This is a genomic window from Rhodococcus sp. F64268 (assembly GCF_023015605.1).
Lineage (GTDB): Bacteria > Actinomycetota > Actinomycetes > Mycobacteriales > Mycobacteriaceae > Rhodococcus.
Window position 1 is genome coordinate 400,317 of record NZ_JALKAI010000002.1, and the last position, 21,825, is coordinate 422,141.

The 21,825-nt window shown below is 67.8% G+C and carries 16 protein-coding genes; 8 read left to right on the forward strand and 8 right to left on the reverse strand.

Features of this window, described 5'->3' with window-relative positions; genetic code table 11:
- Positions 1-50: 50 nt before the first annotated feature.
- Together MWU77_RS06380 and MWU77_RS06385 are read left to right on the forward strand one after the other, a co-directional pair.
- Positions 51-1,040, forward strand: a complete 990-nt coding sequence (locus MWU77_RS06380) for an LLM class flavin-dependent oxidoreductase (protein ID WP_169687069.1) — start codon at positions 51-53, stop codon at positions 1,038-1,040.
- A gap of 170 nt (positions 1,041-1,210) precedes the next feature.
- The gene (locus tag MWU77_RS06385) at positions 1,211-1,660 is read left to right on the forward strand and encodes a hypothetical protein (protein ID WP_169687070.1); all 450 of its coding nucleotides are present in this window, start codon (positions 1,211-1,213) and stop codon (positions 1,658-1,660) included.
- A gap of 67 nt (positions 1,661-1,727) precedes the next feature.
- Here the strand turns inward: MWU77_RS06385 and MWU77_RS06390 are convergent, their stop codons facing one another.
- The 5 genes from MWU77_RS06390 to dnaK form a co-directional block, all read right to left on the reverse strand.
- Positions 1,728-3,263: an FAD-binding protein gene (locus MWU77_RS06390; protein ID WP_169687071.1), complete on the reverse strand. Its 1,536-nt coding sequence runs from the start codon at positions 3,261-3,263 to the stop codon at positions 1,728-1,730.
- A 117-nt stretch (positions 3,264-3,380) separates the two neighbouring features.
- A complete protein-coding gene (locus tag MWU77_RS06395; protein WP_169687072.1) occupies positions 3,381-3,782 on the reverse strand; it encodes a heat shock protein transcriptional repressor HspR in 402 nt (133 codons plus the stop codon).
- Positions 3,779-4,951 carry a molecular chaperone DnaJ gene (gene dnaJ / locus MWU77_RS06400; protein ID WP_169687073.1) on the reverse strand — a complete coding sequence of 391 codons (1,173 nt, stop codon included), beginning with the start codon at positions 4,949-4,951 and terminating at the stop codon, positions 3,779-3,781. Before dnaJ ends, MWU77_RS06395 begins: the two co-directional genes overlap by 4 nt.
- A gap of 31 nt (positions 4,952-4,982) precedes the next feature.
- Positions 4,983-5,618 carry a nucleotide exchange factor GrpE gene (gene grpE / locus MWU77_RS06405; RefSeq protein WP_169687074.1) on the reverse strand — a complete coding sequence of 212 codons (636 nt, stop codon included), beginning with the start codon at positions 5,616-5,618 and terminating at the stop codon, positions 4,983-4,985.
- The gene (gene dnaK, locus MWU77_RS06410) at positions 5,615-7,453 is read right to left on the reverse strand and encodes a molecular chaperone DnaK (RefSeq protein WP_169687075.1); all 1,839 of its coding nucleotides are present in this window, start codon (positions 7,451-7,453) and stop codon (positions 5,615-5,617) included. The genes grpE and dnaK overlap by 4 nt, the downstream gene beginning before the upstream one ends.
- A gap of 388 nt (positions 7,454-7,841) precedes the next feature.
- On the opposite strand from dnaK, the gene MWU77_RS06415 reads away from it, so the two are divergent.
- Complete coding sequence (locus tag MWU77_RS06415) at positions 7,842-8,012, forward strand: hypothetical protein (protein WP_169686882.1); 171 nt, start codon at positions 7,842-7,844, stop codon at positions 8,010-8,012.
- 62 nt (positions 8,013-8,074) lie between these two features.
- On the opposite strand, the gene MWU77_RS06420 is transcribed toward MWU77_RS06415, so the two are convergent.
- The 3 genes from MWU77_RS06420 to MWU77_RS06430 form a co-directional block, all read right to left on the reverse strand.
- Complete coding sequence (locus tag MWU77_RS06420) at positions 8,075-9,547, reverse strand: dynamin family protein (protein ID WP_169687076.1); 1,473 nt, start codon at positions 9,545-9,547, stop codon at positions 8,075-8,077.
- Positions 9,544-11,361, reverse strand: a complete 1,818-nt coding sequence (locus tag MWU77_RS06425; protein WP_247273203.1) for a dynamin family protein — start codon at positions 11,359-11,361, stop codon at positions 9,544-9,546. Before MWU77_RS06425 ends, MWU77_RS06420 begins: the two co-directional genes overlap by 4 nt.
- 69 nt (positions 11,362-11,430) lie before the next feature.
- A complete protein-coding gene (locus tag MWU77_RS06430; RefSeq protein ID WP_247273204.1) occupies positions 11,431-12,813 on the reverse strand; it encodes an IniB N-terminal domain-containing protein in 1,383 nt (460 codons plus the stop codon).
- A gap of 247 nt (positions 12,814-13,060) precedes the next feature.
- Between MWU77_RS06430 and MWU77_RS06435 the strand changes: the two genes are divergently transcribed.
- The 5 genes from MWU77_RS06435 (at position 13,061) to MWU77_RS06455 (ending at position 21,791) form a co-directional block, all read left to right on the forward strand.
- Positions 13,061-14,827: an Hsp70 family protein gene (locus tag MWU77_RS06435; protein WP_169687079.1), complete on the forward strand. Its 1,767-nt coding sequence runs from the start codon at positions 13,061-13,063 to the stop codon at positions 14,825-14,827.
- A 10-nt stretch (positions 14,828-14,837) separates the two neighbouring features.
- Positions 14,838-17,288, forward strand: coding sequence for a LuxR C-terminal-related transcriptional regulator (locus MWU77_RS06440; protein ID WP_169687080.1), 2,451 nt, complete (start codon positions 14,838-14,840; stop codon positions 17,286-17,288).
- Positions 17,279-18,901: a hypothetical protein gene (locus MWU77_RS06445; RefSeq protein WP_247273205.1), complete on the forward strand. Its 1,623-nt coding sequence runs from the start codon at positions 17,279-17,281 to the stop codon at positions 18,899-18,901. The genes MWU77_RS06440 and MWU77_RS06445 overlap by 10 nt, the downstream gene beginning before the upstream one ends.
- Positions 18,902-19,033: 132 nt before the next feature.
- The gene (locus MWU77_RS06450; protein WP_247273206.1) at positions 19,034-20,359 is read left to right on the forward strand and encodes a S1 family peptidase; all 1,326 of its coding nucleotides are present in this window, start codon (positions 19,034-19,036) and stop codon (positions 20,357-20,359) included.
- 136 nt (positions 20,360-20,495) lie between these two features.
- A complete protein-coding gene (locus MWU77_RS06455) occupies positions 20,496-21,791 on the forward strand; it encodes a S1 family peptidase (protein ID WP_247273207.1) in 1,296 nt (431 codons plus the stop codon).
- The last annotated feature ends 34 nt before the right edge of the window (positions 21,792-21,825 follow it).

The window sequence follows — 21,825 nt, forward strand, 5'->3', positions numbered from 1 at the left end:
GAAGGTGTGCCCGGCGGCCGGTGCCGGGCCCCGACGCGAAGGATCTCTCGGTGACCGTTCCCCTCTCCATCCTCGATCTGGCACACATCGGCAAGGGCGAATCCGCACGCGACAGCTTCGAGGCGAGCGTGAAGATGGCCCAGCTCGCCGAGGAGTGGGGTTACCGACGGATCTGGTATGCCGAGCACCACAACATGCCGACGATCGCGTCGTCGGCGACCGGTGTGCTGATCGCGCACGTCGCCGCACACACCTCGACGATCCGGCTCGGCGCGGGCGGCATCATGCTCCCCAACCATTCGCCGCTCACCATCGCCGAACAGTTCGGCACCCTCGAAACACTGCACCCGGGGCGTATCGACCTCGGTCTCGGTCGCGCACCCGGCAGCGACCAGAAGACGATGAGGGCGCTGCGCCGCGACCCGTCGTCGGCCGACAGCTTTCCGCAGGACGTGCTCGAACTCCAAGCTTATCTACGTGGTGATTCCCGCATCCCCGGCGTCGACGCGATCCCCGGCAAGGGCACCGACGTGCCGCTCTACATTCTCGGATCGTCCCTGTTCGGTGCGAAGCTCGCCGCGCTGCTCGGTCTGCCGTACGCGTTCGCGTCGCACTTCGCGCCGCAATCCCTCGAAGAGGCGGTGCAGCTGTACCGGAACGAGTACCAGCCGTCGGAGCAGCATCCCGAACCGCACGTGATCGCGGGTGTCGGCGTCATCGCAGCCGACACTGCCGACGAGGCCGCGGAGCTGTTCGAGCAGACCAAGCGTCAGCGCGTCGTGCAGATGGTGGGGCGCGGCCGCACCTTCACCGACGAGGAGATCGACATGCTGCTCGATTCCCCCGCCGGAATGCAGGTGCTCACGATGCTGCGCTACACCGCCGTCGGTACCGCCGACGACGTGCGTGACTACCTCGACCGGTTCACCGAGCGCGCGCAGGCCGACGAACTGATCGTCGTGTCGTCGGCACCGGGTCGTGCGGCGTGGCTGCGGTCGCTCGAACTGGTCGCGCAGGTCAGCGGGCTGGTCCCCGCCTGACCATTGACCGAATGTCACCTTTATGCACCTCGAGTAGCCGAAGGTGACATTCGGCCCTACAGGGGAGGGAATCGGGAATGGGAAGGTAATCGCGTCGACATCTACTCGTGGGTACAATTTGGCGGCCAGCCGGCCATTCGCAGTAGGCACCGAGACCCCGCAGGAGCACGATGAAACTTCGCACCCGCGTCATTGCCGCCGCCGTATTCGCCGCCGCGACCCTCACCGCGCCCGCGACCGCGGGTGCCGATGGACTTCCCGACGACGGCCCCACCATCGTCATGACCGTCACGAACACCAGTGACGCGCCGATGATCTACTCCGGCGACAGCAACGAGTACGGGCGGTGGGTCGACAAACCCGCCACGGTGATTGCAGCACATGCGACCGAGACGATCAGTGCTGTCGCTACGGATCGGCGCGGGCTCGGAATCCAGGTGACCTACACGATGCCGGGCGACGGGCACGTCGCGCTGATGTCGAACAATTACGGCACCGGTCCTGCGAATGCAGACGGCACGCGGATCGACGGACCGAACCGGCACGGTTACTCCATCGCGTCGCACGTGGGGACGGGCTTTCCCTTCATGAAGGTGACCTACACAGTCAGCCGCCCCTGAATCCGCATGTGGCCGAACGCCGCTCCCCATGAGGCGAGCAACGTTCGGCCACATTCTCTTTCGTAGGTCAGCGGGTCGCAGCGTCCTTCACGGCCAGATGCGCGAACAATGCGCTCGTGCCGATCGGGTTGCCGCCACCGGGGTAGACGGTGCCGCTCGGCGCCGCCATCGTGTTGCCTGCCGCATACAGGCCGGCGATCGGGGTGCCCTCGGTGTCGAGAACTCGCCCAACGGTGTCCGTCTTCAGTCCGCCCTTGGTGCCGAGGTCGGAAATACCGAACTGTGCCGCGTGGAACGGGCCCTTCTCGATGGGGACCAGCGCCGAACCGCCGCCGGTGAAGGCGAGGTCGTAGGGTTCGTCACCGCGGCCGAAGTCCTCGTCGACGCCCTTGACCACGAGTTCGTTGAACCGCGCGACCGTCGCTTCGAGCGCTGCCGCCGGAACACCGATCTGCTCGGCGAGGCCGGCGAGGGTGTCGGCCGTCTTCCACAGGCCCTTCTCGACGTACTCCTCGGTCTCCGACAACGGAACGTTGGTCGCCCCGACAGGGGGCACCGGCCCGCGGCTGTCGTCGTAGATCATCCAGAACGGCAGCGTCATGTCGCCGCTTTCCATGCGGTCGATGACCTCGCGACCCAGCCTGTCGTAGGGGGCGTACTCGTTGGTGAAGCGCTTTCCGTCCTGGTCGACGAAGATGCCACCGGTGAAGCACAACGCGAACGCGGAGCGTCCGTCCGGGTGCGTCAGTCCGGGAGACCACCACGCTTCGCCCATGAGGTCGACGTCGGAACCGACCGCAATACCGGCCTGGTGTGCCTTGCCCAGGTTCGACCACGGACCCATCGAGTCGCGGGCCGCGCCAGGAACACCGTACTTGCTGCGCATCTCGTCGTTCTGGTCGAAACCGCCGGCCGCGAGGACGACGCCCTTGCGCGCACGGATCGCGCGACGCTCGTCACCATTCGAGACGATCGCACCGACCACGGCCCCGTCCTCGACGACGAGTTCTTCGAGCGGGGTGTTGCGATGCAACTGGACGTTCGGGTACTTGCGCAGCGCGATGAGGAACCTGCCGATCAGGGCGCGGCCGCCGATCAGCATGTCGGGTAGCGCTTCGCCGTTGCGTTCGCGGCCGAGCGGGCCACGGACCGACTCGTTGAGTTCCGGGTCGTCGGCGATCGGCAGCGGCGTCGGCACGATGTGACGTCCTCCGGCGCGCGCCTTGGGTGCCTTGCCGAAGTAGTCCGGCCAGGGGTACGGCATGAACGCGAGGTCGTCGTCGGTCTCGAGGTAGTCGATCAGAGGTGCGCCGCCGCGGACGTACGCGTCCTGCAATTCCTGGGGCGTCCGGTCGCCGACGACGGCGTGGTAGTACTCGAGTGCATCCTCGATGGTGTCGTCGTCGCCGGCGCGCTTCAGCACGGCATTGGTGGGGAACCAGACGCCTCCGCCCCCGGAGTAGGCGGTGGTGCCGCCGAAGTACTCGGACGCTTCGACGAGGGTGACCGACAGTCCTTCACGTGCTGCCGTGTAGGCGCCGCAGGCGCCTCCGGCTCCCGATCCGACGACGAGTACGTCGGTTTCTTCCGCCCAATCCACCATGCTTGATGCCTTCCGCTGATCGGTACTGTGGAACACGCCACAGTGTGCCCGCGTGGAAAGCTTTCCGGTCGTGGGATTCCGCTGATCGGGAGACTGACGTGGCAGCGGATACGGTCATCAGTCGCGCTGTCCGCGCGGCTTCCACACCACCAGTGCATTGCTGCGCGGGATGGGAACCAGTTCGCGTCGTGCGGAGCGGAGCCGGGCGACCTCCACCGACATCTCCGCGACCCGCTGCTGCAGCGCCTCGACCTGATTGGTCAGTTCGATGATCCGTTTGATGCCTGCGAGGCTGACACCCTCGTCCTGCGAGAGTCGCTGCACTTCACGAAGCAGTTCGACGTCGCGCGGCGAATACCGGCGACCGCCACCGCTGGTGCGGTGTGGGGTCACCAGTCCGAGCCGGTCGTAGTTTCGCAGCGTCTGCGCGTGCATTCCTGCGAGTTCGGCCGCGACCGAGATGACATAGACACGTGCATCCGGGTCCGGCGGGTTACGGAAACCTGGTGTCTCGCTCATCGTGCACCTGCCCATCCTTCACGCGGATCGAATCCACCGGCCTCTTCGGCCTGAAGATATGCGCGCAGCGCCTCGGTCGCCTTGTCGTCGAGGTTCTGCGGGATCGCCACCTTGAGGGTCACCAGCAGATCGCCCGAGCCGCCGCCACGCTTGGCGACACCGCGCCCGCGGACGCGCATGACTCGTCCGTCTGCGGTGCCAGGCGGAATCTTCAGCCCGACACGACCTTCCAGTGTCGGCACGGACACGGTGCCGCCCAACACGAGTTCGCCGTAGCTGACGGGAAGTACGAGTGTCAGGTCGTCGCCTTCGCGACCGAACACCTTGTCGGAGCGCACGTGCACGGTGACGAACAGGTCGCCCGAAGGAGCGCCACGCAGTCCGGCCTCGCCCTGCCCGGCGAGACGGATCTTGGATCCGTCCTTCACGCCCGCGGGAACGCGGACGGTGATCGTCCGTGTGCGGTTCTGCACGCCGGATCCGTGGCAGTCGTGGCACGGATTGTCGATGATCGAGCCGCTGCCGCGGCAGTCGTCGCACGGTTCCGAGAAACCGAATGCGCCCTGGTTGCGCGAGACGATGCCACTTCCGTTGCAGCGCGGGCAGACACGCGGGCTCGTGCCCGGTTCTGCGCCGCTACCGTGACACGTGGTGCACGGCGCGGGACTGGTCATGCGCAGCGGAACCGTTACGCCGAGCACGGCGTCACGGAAGTCGAGGGTGGTCTCGGTCTCGACATCGCTGCCGCGACGCGGACGCGACCGGGTTGCCCCGCCAGCGCCTCCCCCGCGATTGAACATGCCGCCGAAGAGGTCGCCGAGCCCACCGTCGCCTGCCGCGCCTCCCCCGAACAGGTCTCCGAGGTCGAAGGTGCTGCTTCCGGAGAATCCGCCGCCGCCGGGCTGGAAGCCGCCACCGGGGAAGCCTCCCGAGGCGTACAGGCGACGGGTTTCGTCGTATTCCTTGCGTTTGGCAGGGTCGGACAGCACAGCATTGGCTTCGCTGACCGCTTTGAAACGTTCCTCGGCGGCGGAGTCGCCGGGGTTGGCATCGGGATGTAGGTCCCGTGCCAGCTTGCGGTAGGCCTTCTTGATCTCGTCGGCCGATGCGGACGAGGAAACGCCCAGATCCTTGTAGAAGTCCTTCTCGATCCACTCCCGTTGGCTCACTGGGCGCCTCCTCCTTCCGTTGTTGTTGTTCTTACTCTGCGCCGGACTCGTCCGACGGCTTATCTTGCGGTGTGTCCGACGGATCTCCGTCGGTCACGGTCACCATCGCGTGTCGCAGGATCCGCTCGTTGTAGCGGTAGCCCTTGCGCAGGACCGTCCCGAGAACAGGATGGTTGCCGTCGCCCTCCATCTGGACCGCCTCGTGGAGTTCGGGGTCGAAGGGGTCGCCTTCGACTCCGAATCCGGCCAGCCCGAGTGAGTCGAACACGGTGGTCAACTTGTCGGACATGGCCTTCAGGGGGCCCGACTCGAGATCGCCGTGTGCTCGTGCACGGTCGAGATCGTCGAGCACATCGAGGAACTTCGCCGCGACCGAGGCCTTGGCTTCCTCCACCGCTGCCGTGCGCTGGGCGTCGGACCGCCGCCGGTAGTTGGCGTATTCGGCCGTGACACGCTGCAGATCCGCAGTGCGCTCGGCGAGCTCGTCCGACTCCGGAGTCTCCGCCGATGCCTCGGTGGACGCTTCTGTGTCGCCCTCCGAGTCGGGAGCCGGCTCGACCACGTCGCCTTCGAGAGGTTCGGAATCACGAACCTCGAAGGTCTCGGGGTCTATCCGTCGCTTGTCGGTGACAGTGACCGGCTCCTGCTCGGGGGTACTCGACGTCACTTCTTCTCCGTGTCGTTGGGCTCGTCGACCACTTCGGCGTCGACGACGTCGTCGGCTCCGGCGGCTGCACCGTCACCGGCTGCACCTTCTGCGCCCTGCGCCTCGTAGATGGCCTGGCCGAGAGCCTGCGACTCGGTCGCGAGCTTTTCGACGGCAGTCTTCACCGCGGCGATGTCGGAACCGGCGAGCGCGTCGTTGGCTTCCTTGATGGCAGCCTCGACCTTCTCCTTGACGTCCGCAGGCACCTTCTCCTCGTTGTCCTTGATGAACTTCTCGGTCTGGTGCACGAGGGACTCGGCCTGGTTGCGAACCTCGGCCTCCTCGCGACGGGTCTTGTCTTCCTCGGCGTGAGCCTCGGCGTCCTTGACCATCCGGTCGATCTCCTCCTGGGACAGGCCGGAGCCGTCCTGGATCTTGATCGTGTTCTCCTTGCCGGTGCCCTTGTCGCGGGCGGTGACGTGCACGATGCCGTTGGCGTCGATGTCGAAGGTCACCTCGATCTGCGGCACACCGCGCGGGGCCGGCGCGATACCGCCGAGCTCGAACGAGCCGAGCAGCTTGTTGTGCGCTGCAATCTCGCGCTCACCCTGGAAGACCTGGATCTGCACGGACGGCTGATTGTCGTCGGCCGTGGTGAAGGTCTCCGACCGCTTGGTCGGGATCGTGGTGTTGCGTTCGATGAGCTTGGTCATCACGCCGCCCTTGGTCTCGATACCCAGCGACAGCGGGGTGACGTCGAGCAGCAGGACGTCCTTGACCTCACCCTTGAGGACACCGGCCTGCAGGGCAGCGCCCACGGCCACGACCTCGTCGGGGTTGACACCCTTGTTGGGCTCGCGGCCACCGGTGAGCTCGCGCACCAGGTCGGTGACGGCGGGCATACGGGTGGAGCCACCGACGAGCACGACGTGGTCGATGTCGCCGACAGCGATACCTGCATCCTTGACGACCTGCTGGAACGGCGCGCGGGTGCGCTCGAGGAGATCGTTGGTGATCTTCTGGAACTCCGAGCGGGTCAGCTGCTCGTCGAGGAACAGCGGGTTCTTGTCTGCGTCGACCGTGATGTACGGCAGGTTGATGGACGTCGACTGCGAGCTCGACAGCTCGATCTTCGCCTTCTCCGCAGCCTCACGCAGACGCTGCAGGGCCATCTTGTCCTTGGTCAGGTCGACGCCGTGCTGCGACTTGAACTTGTCGACGAGCCAGCTCACGACACGCTCGTCCCAGTCGTCGCCACCGAGGTGGTTGTCGCCGGAGGTGGCGCGCACCTCGACGACACCGTCGCCGATCTCCAGGAGGGACACGTCGAACGTGCCGCCGCCGAGGTCGAAGACGAGGATGGTCTGTTCCTTCTCGCCCTTGTCGAGACCGTAGGCAAGCGCGGCTGCGGTGGGCTCGTTGACGATGCGCAGGACGTTGAGGCCTGCGATGGTGCCGGCTTCCTTCGTCGCCTGACGCTGCGAGTCGTTGAAGTACGCGGGCACCGTGATGACCGCGTCGGTGATGTCCTCACCCAGGTACGCCTCGGCGTCGCGCTTGAGCTTCATCAGCGTGCGAGCGCTGATCTCCTGCGAGGTGTACTTCTTGTCGTCGATCGCGACGGTCCAGTCGGTGCCGATGTGGCGCTTGACCGAGCGGATCGTGCGGTCGACGTTGGTGACTGCCTGGTTCTTGGCGGGCTGGCCCACCAGAACTTCGCCGTTCTTGGCGAACGCAACAACCGACGGGGTGGTGCGTGAACCTTCAGCGTTGGCGACCACGACGGGTTCGCCGCCCTCCAGAACGGAGACGACCGAGTTGGTGGTCCCGAGGTCGATACCGACCGCACGAGCCATGATTTCCTCCAAATGCTTCGAGATGTTCCTTGCTCAACCTGAGCCTGCCCGACTCACACTGAGCGCGGTCGACTCGACTTTGCACCTGCATCCACGTGCCTGTCAAGCAAGTTGAGTCATATGCGCTCAAGTTGTCTGATGGGTCCAACGGCAAGTATCGAGAATATGTTCCTGATGTGATGCAGATCACTATTGTTTGCAAGAGATGCGGACCAATACACCATTTTCGACCCGCGGTATCTGTCCGGAGGCGCTGCAATCGCGGTTGTCCACAGGCACCGTGCCCGCCTGACCGCCCTCCGAGGCACCCTCTCCGACGACGAAGCGATCAGCCACATCTCGGCTGCCGTCCTGCACGGGTTCGATCTGTGGGGCGTCGACCCGAAGTGTGTCCACCTCACCCGCGACCGCTGACACCATCCATCGCGAGAAGCTCCGCGAGGACGCGATCCGAGCACTCGGCTACGAGGTCGTGCGATGGACGTGGGGAGAGTTGTTCGAGTTCGACGCGGTGCGCGCACGTCTGATCGACGCGGCAAGCAGGGCACGTCGACGGTGATCACCACAGCAACGGACGGATACAACCTCCGCGAAGGTGTGTATCCGTCCGTTGCTCCGCTTCTACGAGGACCGCGCTTCGTTTGCCTTCGTGGTGAGAATCCCCTCCGCGCTGCGCGCCGCCACCGCCCCCGCCCGGGCGGTCGCCGGATCGAGCAGCGGATGCTCGGCGTACTGACGCCACCGCCGGACCGCAGCAACACCTGCTTCTCGAATCCGGGCGGGCGACGCGTCACCGGGCAATCCGAGCCGCTGCGTCGCCTCGATCCCGAAACCCCCGATCAGGCGTTGCAGGTCTGCCAGGTCGTCATCGCCCAGCGACAGGCGCGCCGACCGCAGACGGCCGAGGAGCCGCAACTCGGCGAATCCGTGCCCGTCGGCCAGTTCCCGCTGCACCGCCGCACGCAGGTCCCGGTCCCCGAATGTGCGCACCACCTTGTCGAGCGCGAGCAACGCCGAGTGTGCCTTGAGCTGATCTGCCCGCTGACCGAACTGCACGTCGATCACCTGGCGCAGTTCGTCCAGGCCGCTGCGGGCCACAAGCTCGGCAGCAAGGGACGACGAATCACGGATCCCGAGCTGCACGAGCGCGACGGCCATCCGGATACCGAAGAGCCCGAAACGATCTGCCAGCTGCGCGCGCATCGCAGGGGCAACTGGGAGCTCGATGTCGGGTCGTGAGAACCGGTCGGCGGAGAGCATCGCGATGTGCAGCTGCTCCCCCGGCACCTGCGCAAGCGCCTCGAACGCCGCGAACTCGGCCTGCCGGAGCGTGCGCGCAGCCAGCGCGAGGAGGCCGGCAACGGGAACGACCGCCTGACACGACCCTGTTCGCTCGAGCTCACCCGTCAGTCGCGACGCGACATCTCGCGCGGAGGCCATGGCGTCGGCGCGCCCTGCCCCCACCTCGTCGGCCCGCGACACGACACCGATCACCCCGAGGGGACCGGATTCACCACCCACGTGCCTGCCGATCCGGTCGAGGAAGTCGACGTCGGCGGCACCGAGGGTGCGCATGAGATAGACCACCGCATCGGCGCCGGACGCAGCATCGTCGGGCGCCAGCAGAGCCAGGGTGCGCGCCGAGACGTCCCGCGACAGCGACGACGTGCCGGGAGTATCGACGAGCGTGGTGTGCGCGAGCGCGCTGGCAGGCCATTGCACGTCGATGTGGTCGACGCGGTCCGCCGTGAGCGGACCGAGGTCGAAAGTGAGCCGGCGATCATGCCGCTGCACCGGCACACCGAACGTGCTTCCGCCGTCGTACCAGGCGGTCACCGTCGGGGTGGGACCGTTCCGGTACCACGTCACGACGCGCGTGCACTCCGTCGCGTCGGTGGGTGCAATATCTTGTCCCACAAGCGCGTTGAGCAGAGTCGACTTCCCCGCCTTCAGCGACCCTGCAAGAGCCACGCGCAGCGGTTGATCGAGCCGGTGCGCACAGGCGGAGATCGACTCGGCCACCGCTGGGTCTGCGCCGTATCGTGCGCGGGCAGCGTCGACGAGACCGCGCGCGCGGTCGAGTGCCGCGTTCACGCCTGCGCCTCGGCGAAACGGGCCATCCGGTCGCGCATCCCGGTCAGTTCGGTCACCTGACGCTCGAGGTCCGCGGCCCGCCGGTGCCGTTCCTGCTGTTCTACGTTCGCGGCGTCCTGCGCAACCGTCATCGATTCCGACAACGAGCGAAGGGTCTGGTCGGCGATATCCGTGAAGTGATCTCGCAACTGCCGCTGAATGACCCGCAACCGATCTTTCGATTCCTTGCCCACCTGGAAACTGACGTCATCGGTGAACTTTCGGATGGCGATCTTCGCGTCGGCCCGCCGCTTGGCGACACGCGCCTGCTTGTCGTCACGATATGCCTTGGTGCCCAACACCACTCCGGCACCAACCGAGATCGGGTTGACGAGCGCCATTCCCATCAAAGTGGTCACCAGCCCGAACATGAGCACACCACCGTACGAACCCTTCATCCCGACGAGCACCTTCTGTCCGACACCGATACGTCCCGATTCGAGATCCGACAGGTCGCCGACGGGTGCGAGCAACCCCGACAGGTCACCGAGGCGCAGCTCAGGCAGCCGCGCGTCGTCGAGAGCGAAGTGCTCGCCGACGGTGCCTGCCAACGCCAGCGCCCGTTCGTGCGCCCATACGAAGTTGTCCCCCACCGATTCGGCGACCTGCTCTCCGAGCCACTGACCGAGCCTGGGCCATTCGCGGCCGGGATCGCATTCGTCGACGGACTCCTCCGCTGCTCGAGTGACGCTCCGCAGCCGGTCGCGCAGATCGTGGTCGACGTCCGCGGCCAGGTCGGCGATGCCGTCGGCGAGCGTGATCTGCCAGCGCGCGGCGCGTGTCCGCAACGTCTCGGCCGCTGTCTTGGCACGCTGCAGATCCTCGACAGCAGCGACGCCGGCTTCCGGATCACGGAGCGCGGTGAGTTCGCTCCGGACACCGAGCGTGAGATGCTCGATCACGCGCTTCACGTCGCGCGCGACCGACACCCGAGCCGCGTCGGCATTGCGCTCCACCACGCGTTCACGCAGGAAGTCGTACACCGCGGAGAACCCCGATTCGGCATTCAGCGACGCATCGTCGGTGCGGAGGGCGTACTCGCGCAACAGCGACGACACCGGCACGAGCGGCACGTCGAGACCCGCATCCTGCAGATGTGCCCGGTCGGCGTCGAGAATCCGACGCCCGTGCGGATACAGGTCGGTCTTGGTGAGCAGCACCGCCGACGCCGGGCACAGCGTGTGCACCTGACGCAGGAACGACATCTCCGGGGCGGTGAACTCCTGACTGGCGTCGGAGACGACGAAGACCGCGTCGGCACTTGCAATCAAGGTCAATGTTGCTGCGGTGTGCGGGTTTCCATGACGGCCCACACCGGGGGTGTCGACGAAGACCAGTCCGTCGGCCAGCAGTGGGCTGGGCGCGCTGACCTCGAGTCGCTGCACGGTTCGTCCGTCGGCACAGGGGGTTGCCGGGGTGATGCGGGCGAGATCGCCCGGTGGGATCTCGATGCGCTCCGCGCCGTCCCCGGCGAGCACGAGGTCGGCGCGAGGGCGGTCGCCGTGCTGCACGAGCGTCGGGACCGCGGTGGTCTCGTCGTCTCCGACGGAGCACACATCGACTCCCAGCAGCGCATTGACGAATCGGCTCTTGCCCTGGTTCAGCGGACCGACCACGACGACACGCAACCTCGGGTCGGCCACCCGGGTACGGGCGGCAGCGAGCCGCGCAACGAGGTCGACTCGATCGGCGGCACGTGCCGACACAATCGTCTCGTCGATGAGATCGACAAGCGCCGCGCGGCGGGTAGCGGCATCTGCGGGTGAGAGTGACATAGCGAGGTGTCGCACGCTTTCTGTCGTGAAGGCCGGCTCCGGCCATTATGGCCGGAGCCGCATGACGGATCAGGGCATCGGGTCGTCCAGTGCTGCCGGGTCGCCGGCCACCGTCTCTGCCGGGTCGGCACCGATGGTTCCGAACAGGCCACCGCCGAGGCCGCTGTCGGCCACGAGGTCGCCGGAACCGAACAGTCCACCGGCGCCTTGGGCCGCACCGAACACGTCGCCGTCCAGCGACGACCAACCACTCGCAGCCCCGTCGACGGCGCCGCCGAGCGTCCCGGTCGCGGTGCCGTCGAGGTCGGCGGCCGACTCGAGTCCGCCCGACAGCTCGCCCCAAAGATCTGCGCCGACATCGCCTGCGCCCTCGACCGCGGTACCGAGCCCACCTGCCGGATCTGTTCCCTGGCCCACGCCTGCCCCGAGCCCGCCGTCGATTCCGGTCGCGATGCCACCACCGACGCCGGCCACGAGACCTGCACCCGCATCGAGCGCTCCGTCGAGGGCGTAACCGAGCTGACCTGTCGCGTCGGCTCCCGCTCCGACTCCGGTGCCGATCGTGGTGGCGATCCCGGTCGCGAGGTCGCCGTTCGATTCGAGCGACACACCCCCGGTCTCGAGCGCACCCCCGAGCTGCGCACCGAGGTGGGCACCGGCTTCTCCGCCTGCGGAGAATGCCGAGCCGAGCACCGCCGACAGGTCCCCGCCTGCGGTCGCACCGAGGTCTGCGCCTGCGCCCGCCCCTGCGTCGAGTGCACCGCCCAGTGCCGCGGACAGCTCCATCGTCGCCGTTGTGTCCAACCCGAGCGCGCCGCCGAGTACGCCACCGACAACCGTGCCGAGATCGAGGTCCGTCTCCCCCGAGCCCGAGAGGAGGCCACCGAGATCGATGCCGCCCACGAACCCACCGTCGGCACCGCTTTCGATTACCGTTCCGAGCGCAGCGCCCAGGTCTCCTGCGGTCTCACCTCCGGCGCCGAGCAATGCGGACAGCGACGCACCCAGGCCTGTCACGAGGCCGATGCCCGCGTCGAGGTCACCACCGATTTCGAGCGCGGCGCCGAGCGCGCTCGACAGGTCCACGTCGAGACCTGTACTTGCGTCCGCCCCGGCTGTGACTCCCCCGGCGTGTCCGGCACCGAGGCTCACGCCGAGGCCGAGTCCGGCAGCTCCGCCGAGTCCGAGCGCACCGCCACCCGCAAGGCCCGCTGAACTCGCCAGCGCACCCCCAGCACCTACGGCACCGTTCAGTGCGGCGGTCAGATCCGCCGTCGATCCTGCGAACAGTCCGGTATCGGCGACGAGCGGCGCGACGGCAACGATGTCGGCGTGGCAGACATCGTTCAGTCCTGCCTCGGCGAGCACGGCCTCCGGGTTCGCACAGTAACGAGCAAGTTCGTTCTCGTCGCGGAACAGATCGAGGATGAAGTCGAGCACTGCATTGGACATCGCGTCTCTCCTGGGTTGTCGAATCTGCCTTCGACGCTACGAACCCCGACCCCGGCGCCCAAGGGGTCCACGCCCCCTACCTTCGGCGCCCGAGCGGTTGGGGGATCGCGGCGCGTTAGGGGATTCACCCCTTCCGAACGGTTGCCGCTAACAACACGGCCGCGGCGAACGACATAGGAGCCGAGATACGTGCAGGTTCCCTGCACCCACGTCGGAGGTGGCCTCCGCCCGGAGCAGGAGTATGCGCATGGCATCAGGACTCGGCGTCACGCTGGGGTCGGCGAACGCGGTGGCGCTCACCGTGCACGAGTCGGCCGGCCATCGGACACCGGCTGTGCTGGTCCGCGCGACGGAACTGCATCTGCCCACCGACGGCGCCCCGTATCTCGGTCACCTCACCGGCCCGGGGCCGCGGGCCCTGACCGGGTTCACGGCACGCGTCGGCGATCCCGTCGGAATCCTCACGGAAGACGGCGAGGCGTACCTGGGCGAAGACCTCACCGCGACCGCTGTCACGTGCCTCCTGCGCGACGCGGTGGATCCGGATGCGCCGACGCCGGCGACCACGCTGACGTACCCGGCCGCGTGGACGGAGCACTCGGTCGCTTCCTTGGAAGCCGCGCTCGACCGCGCGGGGGTGAGCGCAACCCTCGTCGCCGAGCCGGTTGCGGCCGTGCGGTGGCTCGACGGCGTGCGGGAGGCACTCGTCGATGACGATGTCACCGTCGTGTACGACCTTGGGGCTCGAACCCTCGACGTTGCGGTGCTCCGCGGTGGCAATGCTCCCGCGGTCCTGGGCCGGCCGGTGGTGAACGTCGAGGTCTCCGGCGACCAGCTCGATCACGCACTCACCACGCACGTACTCGACCAGGTACGCGACGCACTACCCGAAACCGACCTCCTCGCACCGGCGACGGTGGCCTCTCTGGCCGATCTGCGCCGGAACTGCCGCGCCGCGAAGGAAGCGCTCTCGTCCGACACCGAAACCACCGTCACGATCGACCTACCCGGCGTCCAGCAGAGCGTGCGGGTGGTACGCGACGAATTCGAGGAGCTCGCGCGCGGACCGCTGGAGGCCTCGATCGAGACGGTGCACGACGCCCTGCGTGCCGCCGGAATCGATGTCTCCGACGTGGGCCGGGTGTTGCTCACCGGCGGCGGAGCGTCGATACCCCTTGTTGCCGAATTGGTTTCGTCTCGATTCGGCCTTCCGGTCGTCGCATCCCCGCAGCCCACGTTCACTGCTGCGCACGGCGCAGCGCTCTTCGCTGCAGACGCGACCCCGGCCCCGATCCCGACACCTGCACCCATGACGAATGGCGATGCCGAGACCGTCGTGCTCGCCGCCGTGTCCGGGGTGCACCGTCCCGCCGTGTTCGATCCGGCGCCGAACGAACCGATACGCACCCGCGCCCGCAGGGCCACGATCATCGGCAGTGCCGCCGCCGCGATCGTCCTGCTCGCCGGCGGTGGCCTCGCCATCGGCACCCTCGGGACCAGCGGCGACAGTGGAACGAACAACACCGTGCGGGAAGCAGCGACGACCAGCACCACCGACACCCCCTCGTCCGGGTCGGCTCCGGCACTCGACCCGTCGTCCGGCGTCACCATCAGCGACCCCGGTCGATCCGCCACAGCGGTGCCTGCGGGGGCCACCAGCGCAGCCACGACCGCGAACGCTGTCGCCACACCGGATGCACCGCCCGCCGGCACACCCGCGACCGCCACGGACGGCGCACCGGCACCCGCACCGACCGACGCAGCACCGGTCCCCGTTCCCACCGCCGCTCCGGTGGTGCCGGCGGCACCCGCACCCCAACCTGCGCCGCAGCCCGCACCACAACCCGACGGCAGCGGCGTCGGTGACGCATTGCAAGGCGCCGGGGAAGGCACGGGCGCCGTCGTGGACGGTGTCGGTAGCGGAGTCGGCAAGGTCCTCGACGGCACGGGCAATGTGGTCGGCGGCGTTCTCGACGGCACCGGAAACGTCGTCGGTGGTCTCCTCGGAAACTGATCACACTTCGATGTCGTCTCTTCTCGGGCGTCCGCGCCCCGTTCCGCGCGCGGTCACGCGTGCGCTCGCAGCCGATCCGCCGCTGCTGTTACTGGTCGGCGGGACGGGGACCGGCAAGTCCGAGATACTCGCCGCCCTGCGTGACACCGATATTGCCGGATCCGCGCGGATCGTCGACGACGCCCACACACTGACCGCTGACGCCGTCGAAGACCTCACCCTTCTCGCGCAGAGCGGCACTCACGCGCTTCTCGTCGCGACCGAACCGCGGGCGCACCGCGTCGACCTGCGTGCCCTGGCTTCGGCGTTCAGTGCCCGTTCGGCACTTGTCGAGCTTCGACCGTGGACTCCTCGTGAAATCGCCGGTTGCGCTTCCGCGCTCGGCCAGGGCCAGTCGTCCGAGAGCATCCAGTCGGTGCACCGTCTCACCGGTGGCGTGCCCGACCTCGCCGAGGCAGCGTTGTCGGCGTTACTCTCCGGCGCCGATCCGCGGCAGGCGGTCGCGGCCCGGGTCCGTGAACGTGTCGCGGCCGACCGGGCACTCGCCTCAGCGCTCGCGCTCGCCGACCTCGGAATCGAACTCGACTCCACCGAACTCGCCGCCGTCCTCGCGGCCGACCCCGAGCAGGCACGCGACACCATCGACGCGGCACATGCCAGCGGCCTTCTGCTCGGGGACACTCTCCTTCCCGGCGCTGCCGGGGTACCCGCCGCCCTGCTGGGAGCTCACGCAGTACGCGCACTGGCGCGGGCCCTGCTTGCGGTACGCGCACGCGAAGGCACGCTCACCATCGATCTCGCCGTACGACTTGCCGCCACCGGCATCACCGAACCAGGCCTGTCCGAATATCTGGTCGCGCAATCGGATTCAGCAGACTCCACGGTGGCCGCAAAGCTGCTCGATATCGCGGTCGAGACCGGGGCGGACGCAGACACCCTCGCGACCCGGCGTGCCGAGGCCGCGATCGCCGCCGGCGATCTCGCGACCGTCGAACGACTGACCGACCGCATCCTCGACGACGCGGCGTCACGGCCCGTCGTCGACGTACGTAGCGCGGTCCGCATCGCCGCGACTGCCGCCGCGCAGCAGGGCATGCTCGGTCGCAGTGCAGATCTGTACGAATGGCTCGGCCCCGACCGGGCAGGCCCCGACGCGTCGATCGGCGCGGCAGTCCTCCTCGCGGCCGGGCGTCCCGACGCGGCCGCCCTGCTACGTTCCGCCGAGCCCGGTGCGCCCACATCGTCGGCAGCGGCCGCGCAATTGTTCGAGGCGGGGCTCCGGGAATCGGTGAACGGCGACGGACGGATCGCAATGAACCGTCTCACCCGCGCCCTCGCCACTCGGGGCGCTCAGCCCGGGCGCATGCAACCCGACAGTATCGAGGCGGTCACCGCGCTGTTGTGTCTGCACGCGGGCGAACTGTCCCATGCCCGGGCGGTCCTCGCCCACAACTCCACCGTGCGTCACCGGCTTCTCACAGCGTGGACGTCACTACTGGGAGGAGACCTGGCTGCCGCGGCGGCCGAAGTGGCAGCAGTGTCACCAGAGGTCGTACGCGCACGCGACCGACTGTTTCTGTACGGACTGCGCGTCGGACTCGCGCGCCGGACGGGCGACCTCGGCTCGTTGCTCACCGAATGGGCTGCTGCTCAGGAGGTCGTCGCCGGATACTCCGTCGACCTGTTCGGCCTGCTCCCACTCGGCGAGTTGTGGCTCGCCGGTGTGCGTGCCGGAGAGTCCGACCGGATCGCGCACCTGGTGACGCAGGCGCACGATCTGCTCGCCGCACTCGGCGAGCCCCCACTGTGGGGCGCTGCTCTGCACTGGTACGGGGTCCAGGCCGCGATCACGGCCAACCACCCCGCCGATCTCGTCCCCCATGCACGCGCTCTTGCCGCCGCCGCGGAGTCCTCTTCCTATGCAGCAGCGCTCGCCCGCGCCGGACACGCATGGCTCACCGTGCTCCAGGGGGACGTCGACGCCACACGGATACGAGACGCCGCGCACGCGCTGGCCACGATCGGGCTGCCGTGGGACGGCGCACGGCTCGCGAGCGAAGGCGCGCTCCGGGCATCCGACACCTCGACAGCGACGGCGCTCCTGCAACTCGCGCGCACCGTCCGGCAAACCGCCGGTGCGACGCCGTCACCACCCGATTCTGCTCCCGACGAGGTCTCGGAAAAGGCCACATCGAGCGACCGTGCGGCCTGCGGACCGTTGTCGGACCGCGAGGCAGAGGTTGCCGACCTCGTAGTTTCGGGCCTCACCTACCGCGAAGTAGGGAATCGCCTGTACATTTCCGCGAAGACCGTGGAACATCATGTCGCCCGGATCCGTCGTCGCCTCGGCGCCGGAAGCCGCTCCGAGCTACTGTCCATGCTCCGCGCAATGGGCTACGGCGTCGACGTTCGACGACGTGACACGACCTACCAGAATGGGGGAACTTCGGCATGTCCGTAGGCGTAGGCCTGAGGGTCGGCACCACCGTGTCGTCGGTTGCCGTCACTTCCCCCTCCCCCGGACGGCCGGACCCGGACCCCATCGAGCGGCGCACCGCGGTGCATCTGCACTCCGACGGCACCGCCACGCTGGGCGAACACCATGTCGTCGATGGCAACACCAGCTCTTTCACCGACTTCGTCGATCGGCTGGGCCGCTCCAACGGGGTCCGTGCCAACGACGGCGCCCTGTCCCGTGCCGAAGACCTCGTCGCAACAGCAATGGAATGCCTCATCGCCGACGCCGGGACGATGATCGGCGATGCGAACTACACCGTCGTGGCCTCCCACCCCACCGACTGGCCGCCTTCGACCGTCGCGCTGCTCCGCAACGCCCTCGACTACGTGGGCCTGCGTCACGTGTCGCTGATCTCCGACGCCGAGGCCGCCGCCGCGTGGTTCGAGTCGCAGGTGGCACACCAGACGGGAAGGCTCGTTGCGAGCTACCACATAGACCCGCACGGTTCGACCGTCACGCTCGTCCGTTCCGGTGTCGTCGCGGGTAAGGCATTCCGCTTCGCCGAAGGCGATGCCCCGTCGGTCTCCGCACAGTTGTCGACGGCACTCGGAGCGTTCGGCTGGCTCGTGACCAATCTCGATGCGATCGTCGTGACCCTCGACGAAACGGTCGATACGAGCGCCGCGCAGATCGTCGCTCAGTCGATCAAGGCCGGTCTCGGCGTGCGCTGTGCGCTCGCACCCGACCCTCACCAGACCATGGTTCGCGGTGCGGCACTCGCGGCCGCCGCAGGGTCGGTGGATCTCCTCGGATCCACCCAAGTGCTTCCTGCCACTCGCCCGACCGGCCCGAAGCGCACCGACCTGGATCCCGAGACCACCGCGGTGATCGCCAAGATCACGCCCACAGCTCCCCCCGTTGCCACACCCGCAGACGCAGGCAAAAGCGTCGGCGTCGCGAACGCGGCGTCGACCGCCAAGGTGACTCCCGGCAAGTCCACCGATGCGGCAGGTCCGGACGCCGACATCGATGATCCCGAGAAGAAATCGAAGTTCGGGGTCTGGGCCGCGGCCGCAGCAGTCGCCTTGATAGTCGGCATCGGCGTCCTCGTCTTCACGCTGCGCGACACGTCCACCGCAAACGCGAACCCTCCGACCTCGACCGTGCCGAGCGCAATCGTCCCGACGGGTACACCGCTCCTGCCGCGATCGACGTCGACGACCCCCACGCCCTCGGCGACCACCGAAACCTCGACGACCGCGGAGATCGAAGAGGCGGAGTACACGGCGCCCGGGTATGTGGCCACGAACATCCCGCAGACGGTGGCAGAGACCTCGCCCACCGAGTCGTCGACGACCACGGAGAAGAACACCTCGACCACCACTGCGCCGACCAGCAGCAGTACGGGTTGGTCGCGGCGAAACCCGCCGGACGAGCCGAGCAGCGGGTCGGGGGGAGGCTCCGGTGGTAGCACCAGTGCGCCGTCGCAACCCTCCCCGGAGCCGACGACGTCCACCGAGCCTTCTCCCGACCCGACCGAGACGGTCGAGCCGACCGAGACGACGGCAGCGCCGTCCGAAGAGGCCACAGCTACCACAGCGTCCCCTCAGATATAGCCGAATCGGACCTTCGACCCTTTCAAGATCAATACCCGGTGCCGTACGCTGTCCCGGGGCCGTTCGGACCCAACGGCGAAGTTCACAAAACAGCTGTTCACGTACAAGATCGACCAACTACGAAGGGCCTCCATGCGTCACTCGTCGGCGTCGCGCGCCGCAGTCCGTACCACCATCCGTCGTGCCGCAACGGTTGCGGCGTCAGCGGTGCTGCTGATCGGACCGCTGACCGCAACCGCGAACGCCGCTCCCGCGGACCAGACGCCCGAACTTCCGGCGGAACTCGTCGAGGCCCTGCAGCGCGACCTCGGGCTCACACCTGAGCAGTACCTCGAGCGCGCAGCCCGCGCCCAGGAGCTGAACACCTACGCGCGCGACTTCCGCGCCGAACGGCCCTCCGACTTCGCAGGCGCATGGATGAATGCAGACGGCAACCCCGTCGTCGCCGTGACCAACCGCGACGCAGCGCGCCAGGCCGAGCAGGACGGCTACCACGCCACGGTCGCACCCATCTCGGCCGACGGCCTCGAGCAGGCCCTCGAAGAACTCAACCGGTGGGTCGCTGCACTGCCGCGTGAGGTCTCGTCTCAGGTCAACAACACGTCGATCGATGTCCTGAACAACCAGATCGTCGTCGACATCGTCAACTCCCCGCTCGGCCGAGCCCTCAACCTGCCCTCGCTCATCGCGAACATCCAGGTGCAGCTGTCGCCCGGAATGCCGCCCAACGATCCGGCTCCGCTCGGCGGCGACACCTACGTCACCGCCGATGGCGACGTGCGCGACACACCGCTCGAGCGCATCGGCATCTGCTCGTTCGGGTTCAACGGTGTCGACGCGAACGGCGATGCCGTCAACATCACTGCAGGTCACTGCGACGCGGTGGCCCGCGAAGACGGCGGGTCCACGGTGTACTTGCCCAATCGCGGCAACATCGACGAAAGCGTTCGGATCGGTTCGTTCACGGATTCGACTGCAGGCACCGACAGCAACCTCGACTACGGGATCATCTCGCTCAACGAGGCGGGTGTCGACGCAGGTCTCGACCGCCCGACGGTGCGTGGTGGAAATGGTTCGACGCTGACGGTCACCGGAACCGCGCGTCCCGTGGTGGGCGCTCCCGTGTGCAAGTCCGGGCAGTCGTCGTCGTTCACGTGCGGCGTGGTTGCCGCCGATCACGTCGAGACCCAGCTCATGTACGCCAACGGCACCGCCAGCACTATCCGCGGCTTCGCGACCACCGCATGCACCCTGTCGGGCGACAGCGGCGGCGCGATCGTCACAGGCACCCTGGCGCTCGGCGTGATCTCGGGATCGAACAGTGCGGGCGCCCCCGACTGCGTGGAGGCCAACCTCGTGCTCGCCACCACGGGTGGGACATCGAGCCTCGGGATTGCGGTCGGCGACATCACGGACGCCACCGGAACCCGAGTGCGCACAGCATCCGCACCCGAATAATCACACAAGTCACATGCGACACACTGGCAACCGGCGATCCGCGCCGGTTGCCGCCATCAGCCCATAGAATCGTGTCGCCGATCCGCTCCGATCGGCCTCTCCACGTCACGCGTGGAGGTCACTGAGAAAGGTATCCATGCGACGCTCCTTCGCACGTCGGGCAGCCGTCCTCGGCTCGGCTGCTGCACTGCTCATCGGACCTGCGGCGCTGGTAGCCCAGGCCGACCCGGCTCCCGCCCAGACCGCGGATCTGCCCGCCGAACTCGTCGAAGCGTTGGATCGAGATCTTCAGATCAGCCCTGAGCGATTCCTGCAGGACGCCGCGCGCAGCCAGGACCTCGCACGGTTCGCAGAGACGGCACGGGAGCAGTTCGCGGCCGTGTTCGCCGGTGTGTGGCTCGACGACCACGGCACGCCCACCGTCGGGCTCGCAGACGGCGAACAGTTCGACGAGGCGCGCACCTCTGCCGAGGACGCCGGGTTCGCCGTGCAGCGCACCGAAGACAGCGAAAACGCCCTCAACGACGAACTGAAGGCCCTCAACGACTGGCTCGAAACGCAGCCGCCGGCCATCGCCGATGTGGTTCGCGGTGTTGCCATCGACGTCATCAACAACGACGTCATCGTGCGCGCCGAGAACGTCGCCGGACTGGAACTGCCGGAGTTCCTGTCGGGAGTGCGGGTGCTGTTCGCTCCGGCCGAACTCACCCCGCAGCCTGCCGCAGACCTGCATCCCGTGGCAGGCACGGCCGCACCCGACGCGCTGCTCGGCGGTGACGCATACGCATCGCTCGGACAGGGAACGGGCCTGCGTTGCTCGCTCGGCTTCAACGCCGAGGACCGTCGCGGTCCCGTCAACATCACCGCCGGGCATTGCGACCCCAACCGTGCCCAGGCAGGCACCCAGTGGGCGTCCGATGTGTACCAGCTGAACGGTGAGGCGCTCGGTCAGCACCTCGGCAAGTTCGAGAAGACCAGCCTTGACCACAGCGACTACGCGATCATCCGCCCGACGGACGAGGCCGAAGGCCGGTTCGAGAACAACGGCGTCCGCGTGCCCGGTGCGGCTCCCCTGCCGATCACCGGCACCGCCGACCCGATCGTCGGCACACCCGTCTGCAAGTCCGGTCTGCGTACCGGCTACAGCTGCGGTCTCGTGACCGCCACCAGCCAGAACGTCGAGATCGGCCATCGCGTCCTGCAGAACGGCTTCTCGACCAACCTGTGCGCACTCCAAGGCGACAGTGGCGGCACACTCGTCACCGGCACCCTTGCCATGGGCATCTCGAGCGCCTCGAACGTCGGCCAGTACGGCATGTGCGAGATCGCAACCATCGTCAGTGGCCTGCTCGGTGAAACCCCCGAACTGTTCGCGACGCCGATCAACTCGATCCTCGCCGAGAACCCGGGCCTGACGATCCGCACCAGCTAGCCCTCGCGTCGAGCACACGGTGCCCGTCTTCCAC

Coding starts and splice junctions, on each gene's coding strand:
- MWU77_RS06385 (WP_169687070.1), top strand. CDS start 1,211: ATGAAACTTCGCACCCGCGTCATTGCCGCCGCCGTATTCGCCGCCGCG.
- MWU77_RS06390 (WP_169687071.1), bottom strand. CDS start 3,263: ATGGTGGATTGGGCGGAAGAAACCGACGTACTCGTCGTCGGATCGGGA.
- MWU77_RS06395 (WP_169687072.1), bottom strand. CDS start 3,782: ATGAGCGAGACACCAGGTTTCCGTAACCCGCCGGACCCGGATGCACGT.
- dnaK (WP_169687075.1), bottom strand. CDS start 7,453: ATGGCTCGTGCGGTCGGTATCGACCTCGGGACCACCAACTCGGTCGTC.
- MWU77_RS06425 (WP_247273203.1), bottom strand. CDS start 11,361: ATGTCACTCTCACCCGCAGATGCCGCTACCCGCCGCGCGGCGCTTGTC.
- MWU77_RS06430 (WP_247273204.1), bottom strand. CDS start 12,813: ATGTCCAATGCAGTGCTCGACTTCATCCTCGATCTGTTCCGCGACGAG.
- MWU77_RS06435 (WP_169687079.1), top strand. CDS start 13,061: ATGGCATCAGGACTCGGCGTCACGCTGGGGTCGGCGAACGCGGTGGCG.
- MWU77_RS06440 (WP_169687080.1), top strand. CDS start 14,838: ATGTCGTCTCTTCTCGGGCGTCCGCGCCCCGTTCCGCGCGCGGTCACG.
- MWU77_RS06445 (WP_247273205.1), top strand. CDS start 17,279: ATGTCCGTAGGCGTAGGCCTGAGGGTCGGCACCACCGTGTCGTCGGTT.
- MWU77_RS06450 (WP_247273206.1), top strand. CDS start 19,034: ATGCGTCACTCGTCGGCGTCGCGCGCCGCAGTCCGTACCACCATCCGT.
- MWU77_RS06455 (WP_247273207.1), top strand. CDS start 20,496: ATGCGACGCTCCTTCGCACGTCGGGCAGCCGTCCTCGGCTCGGCTGCT.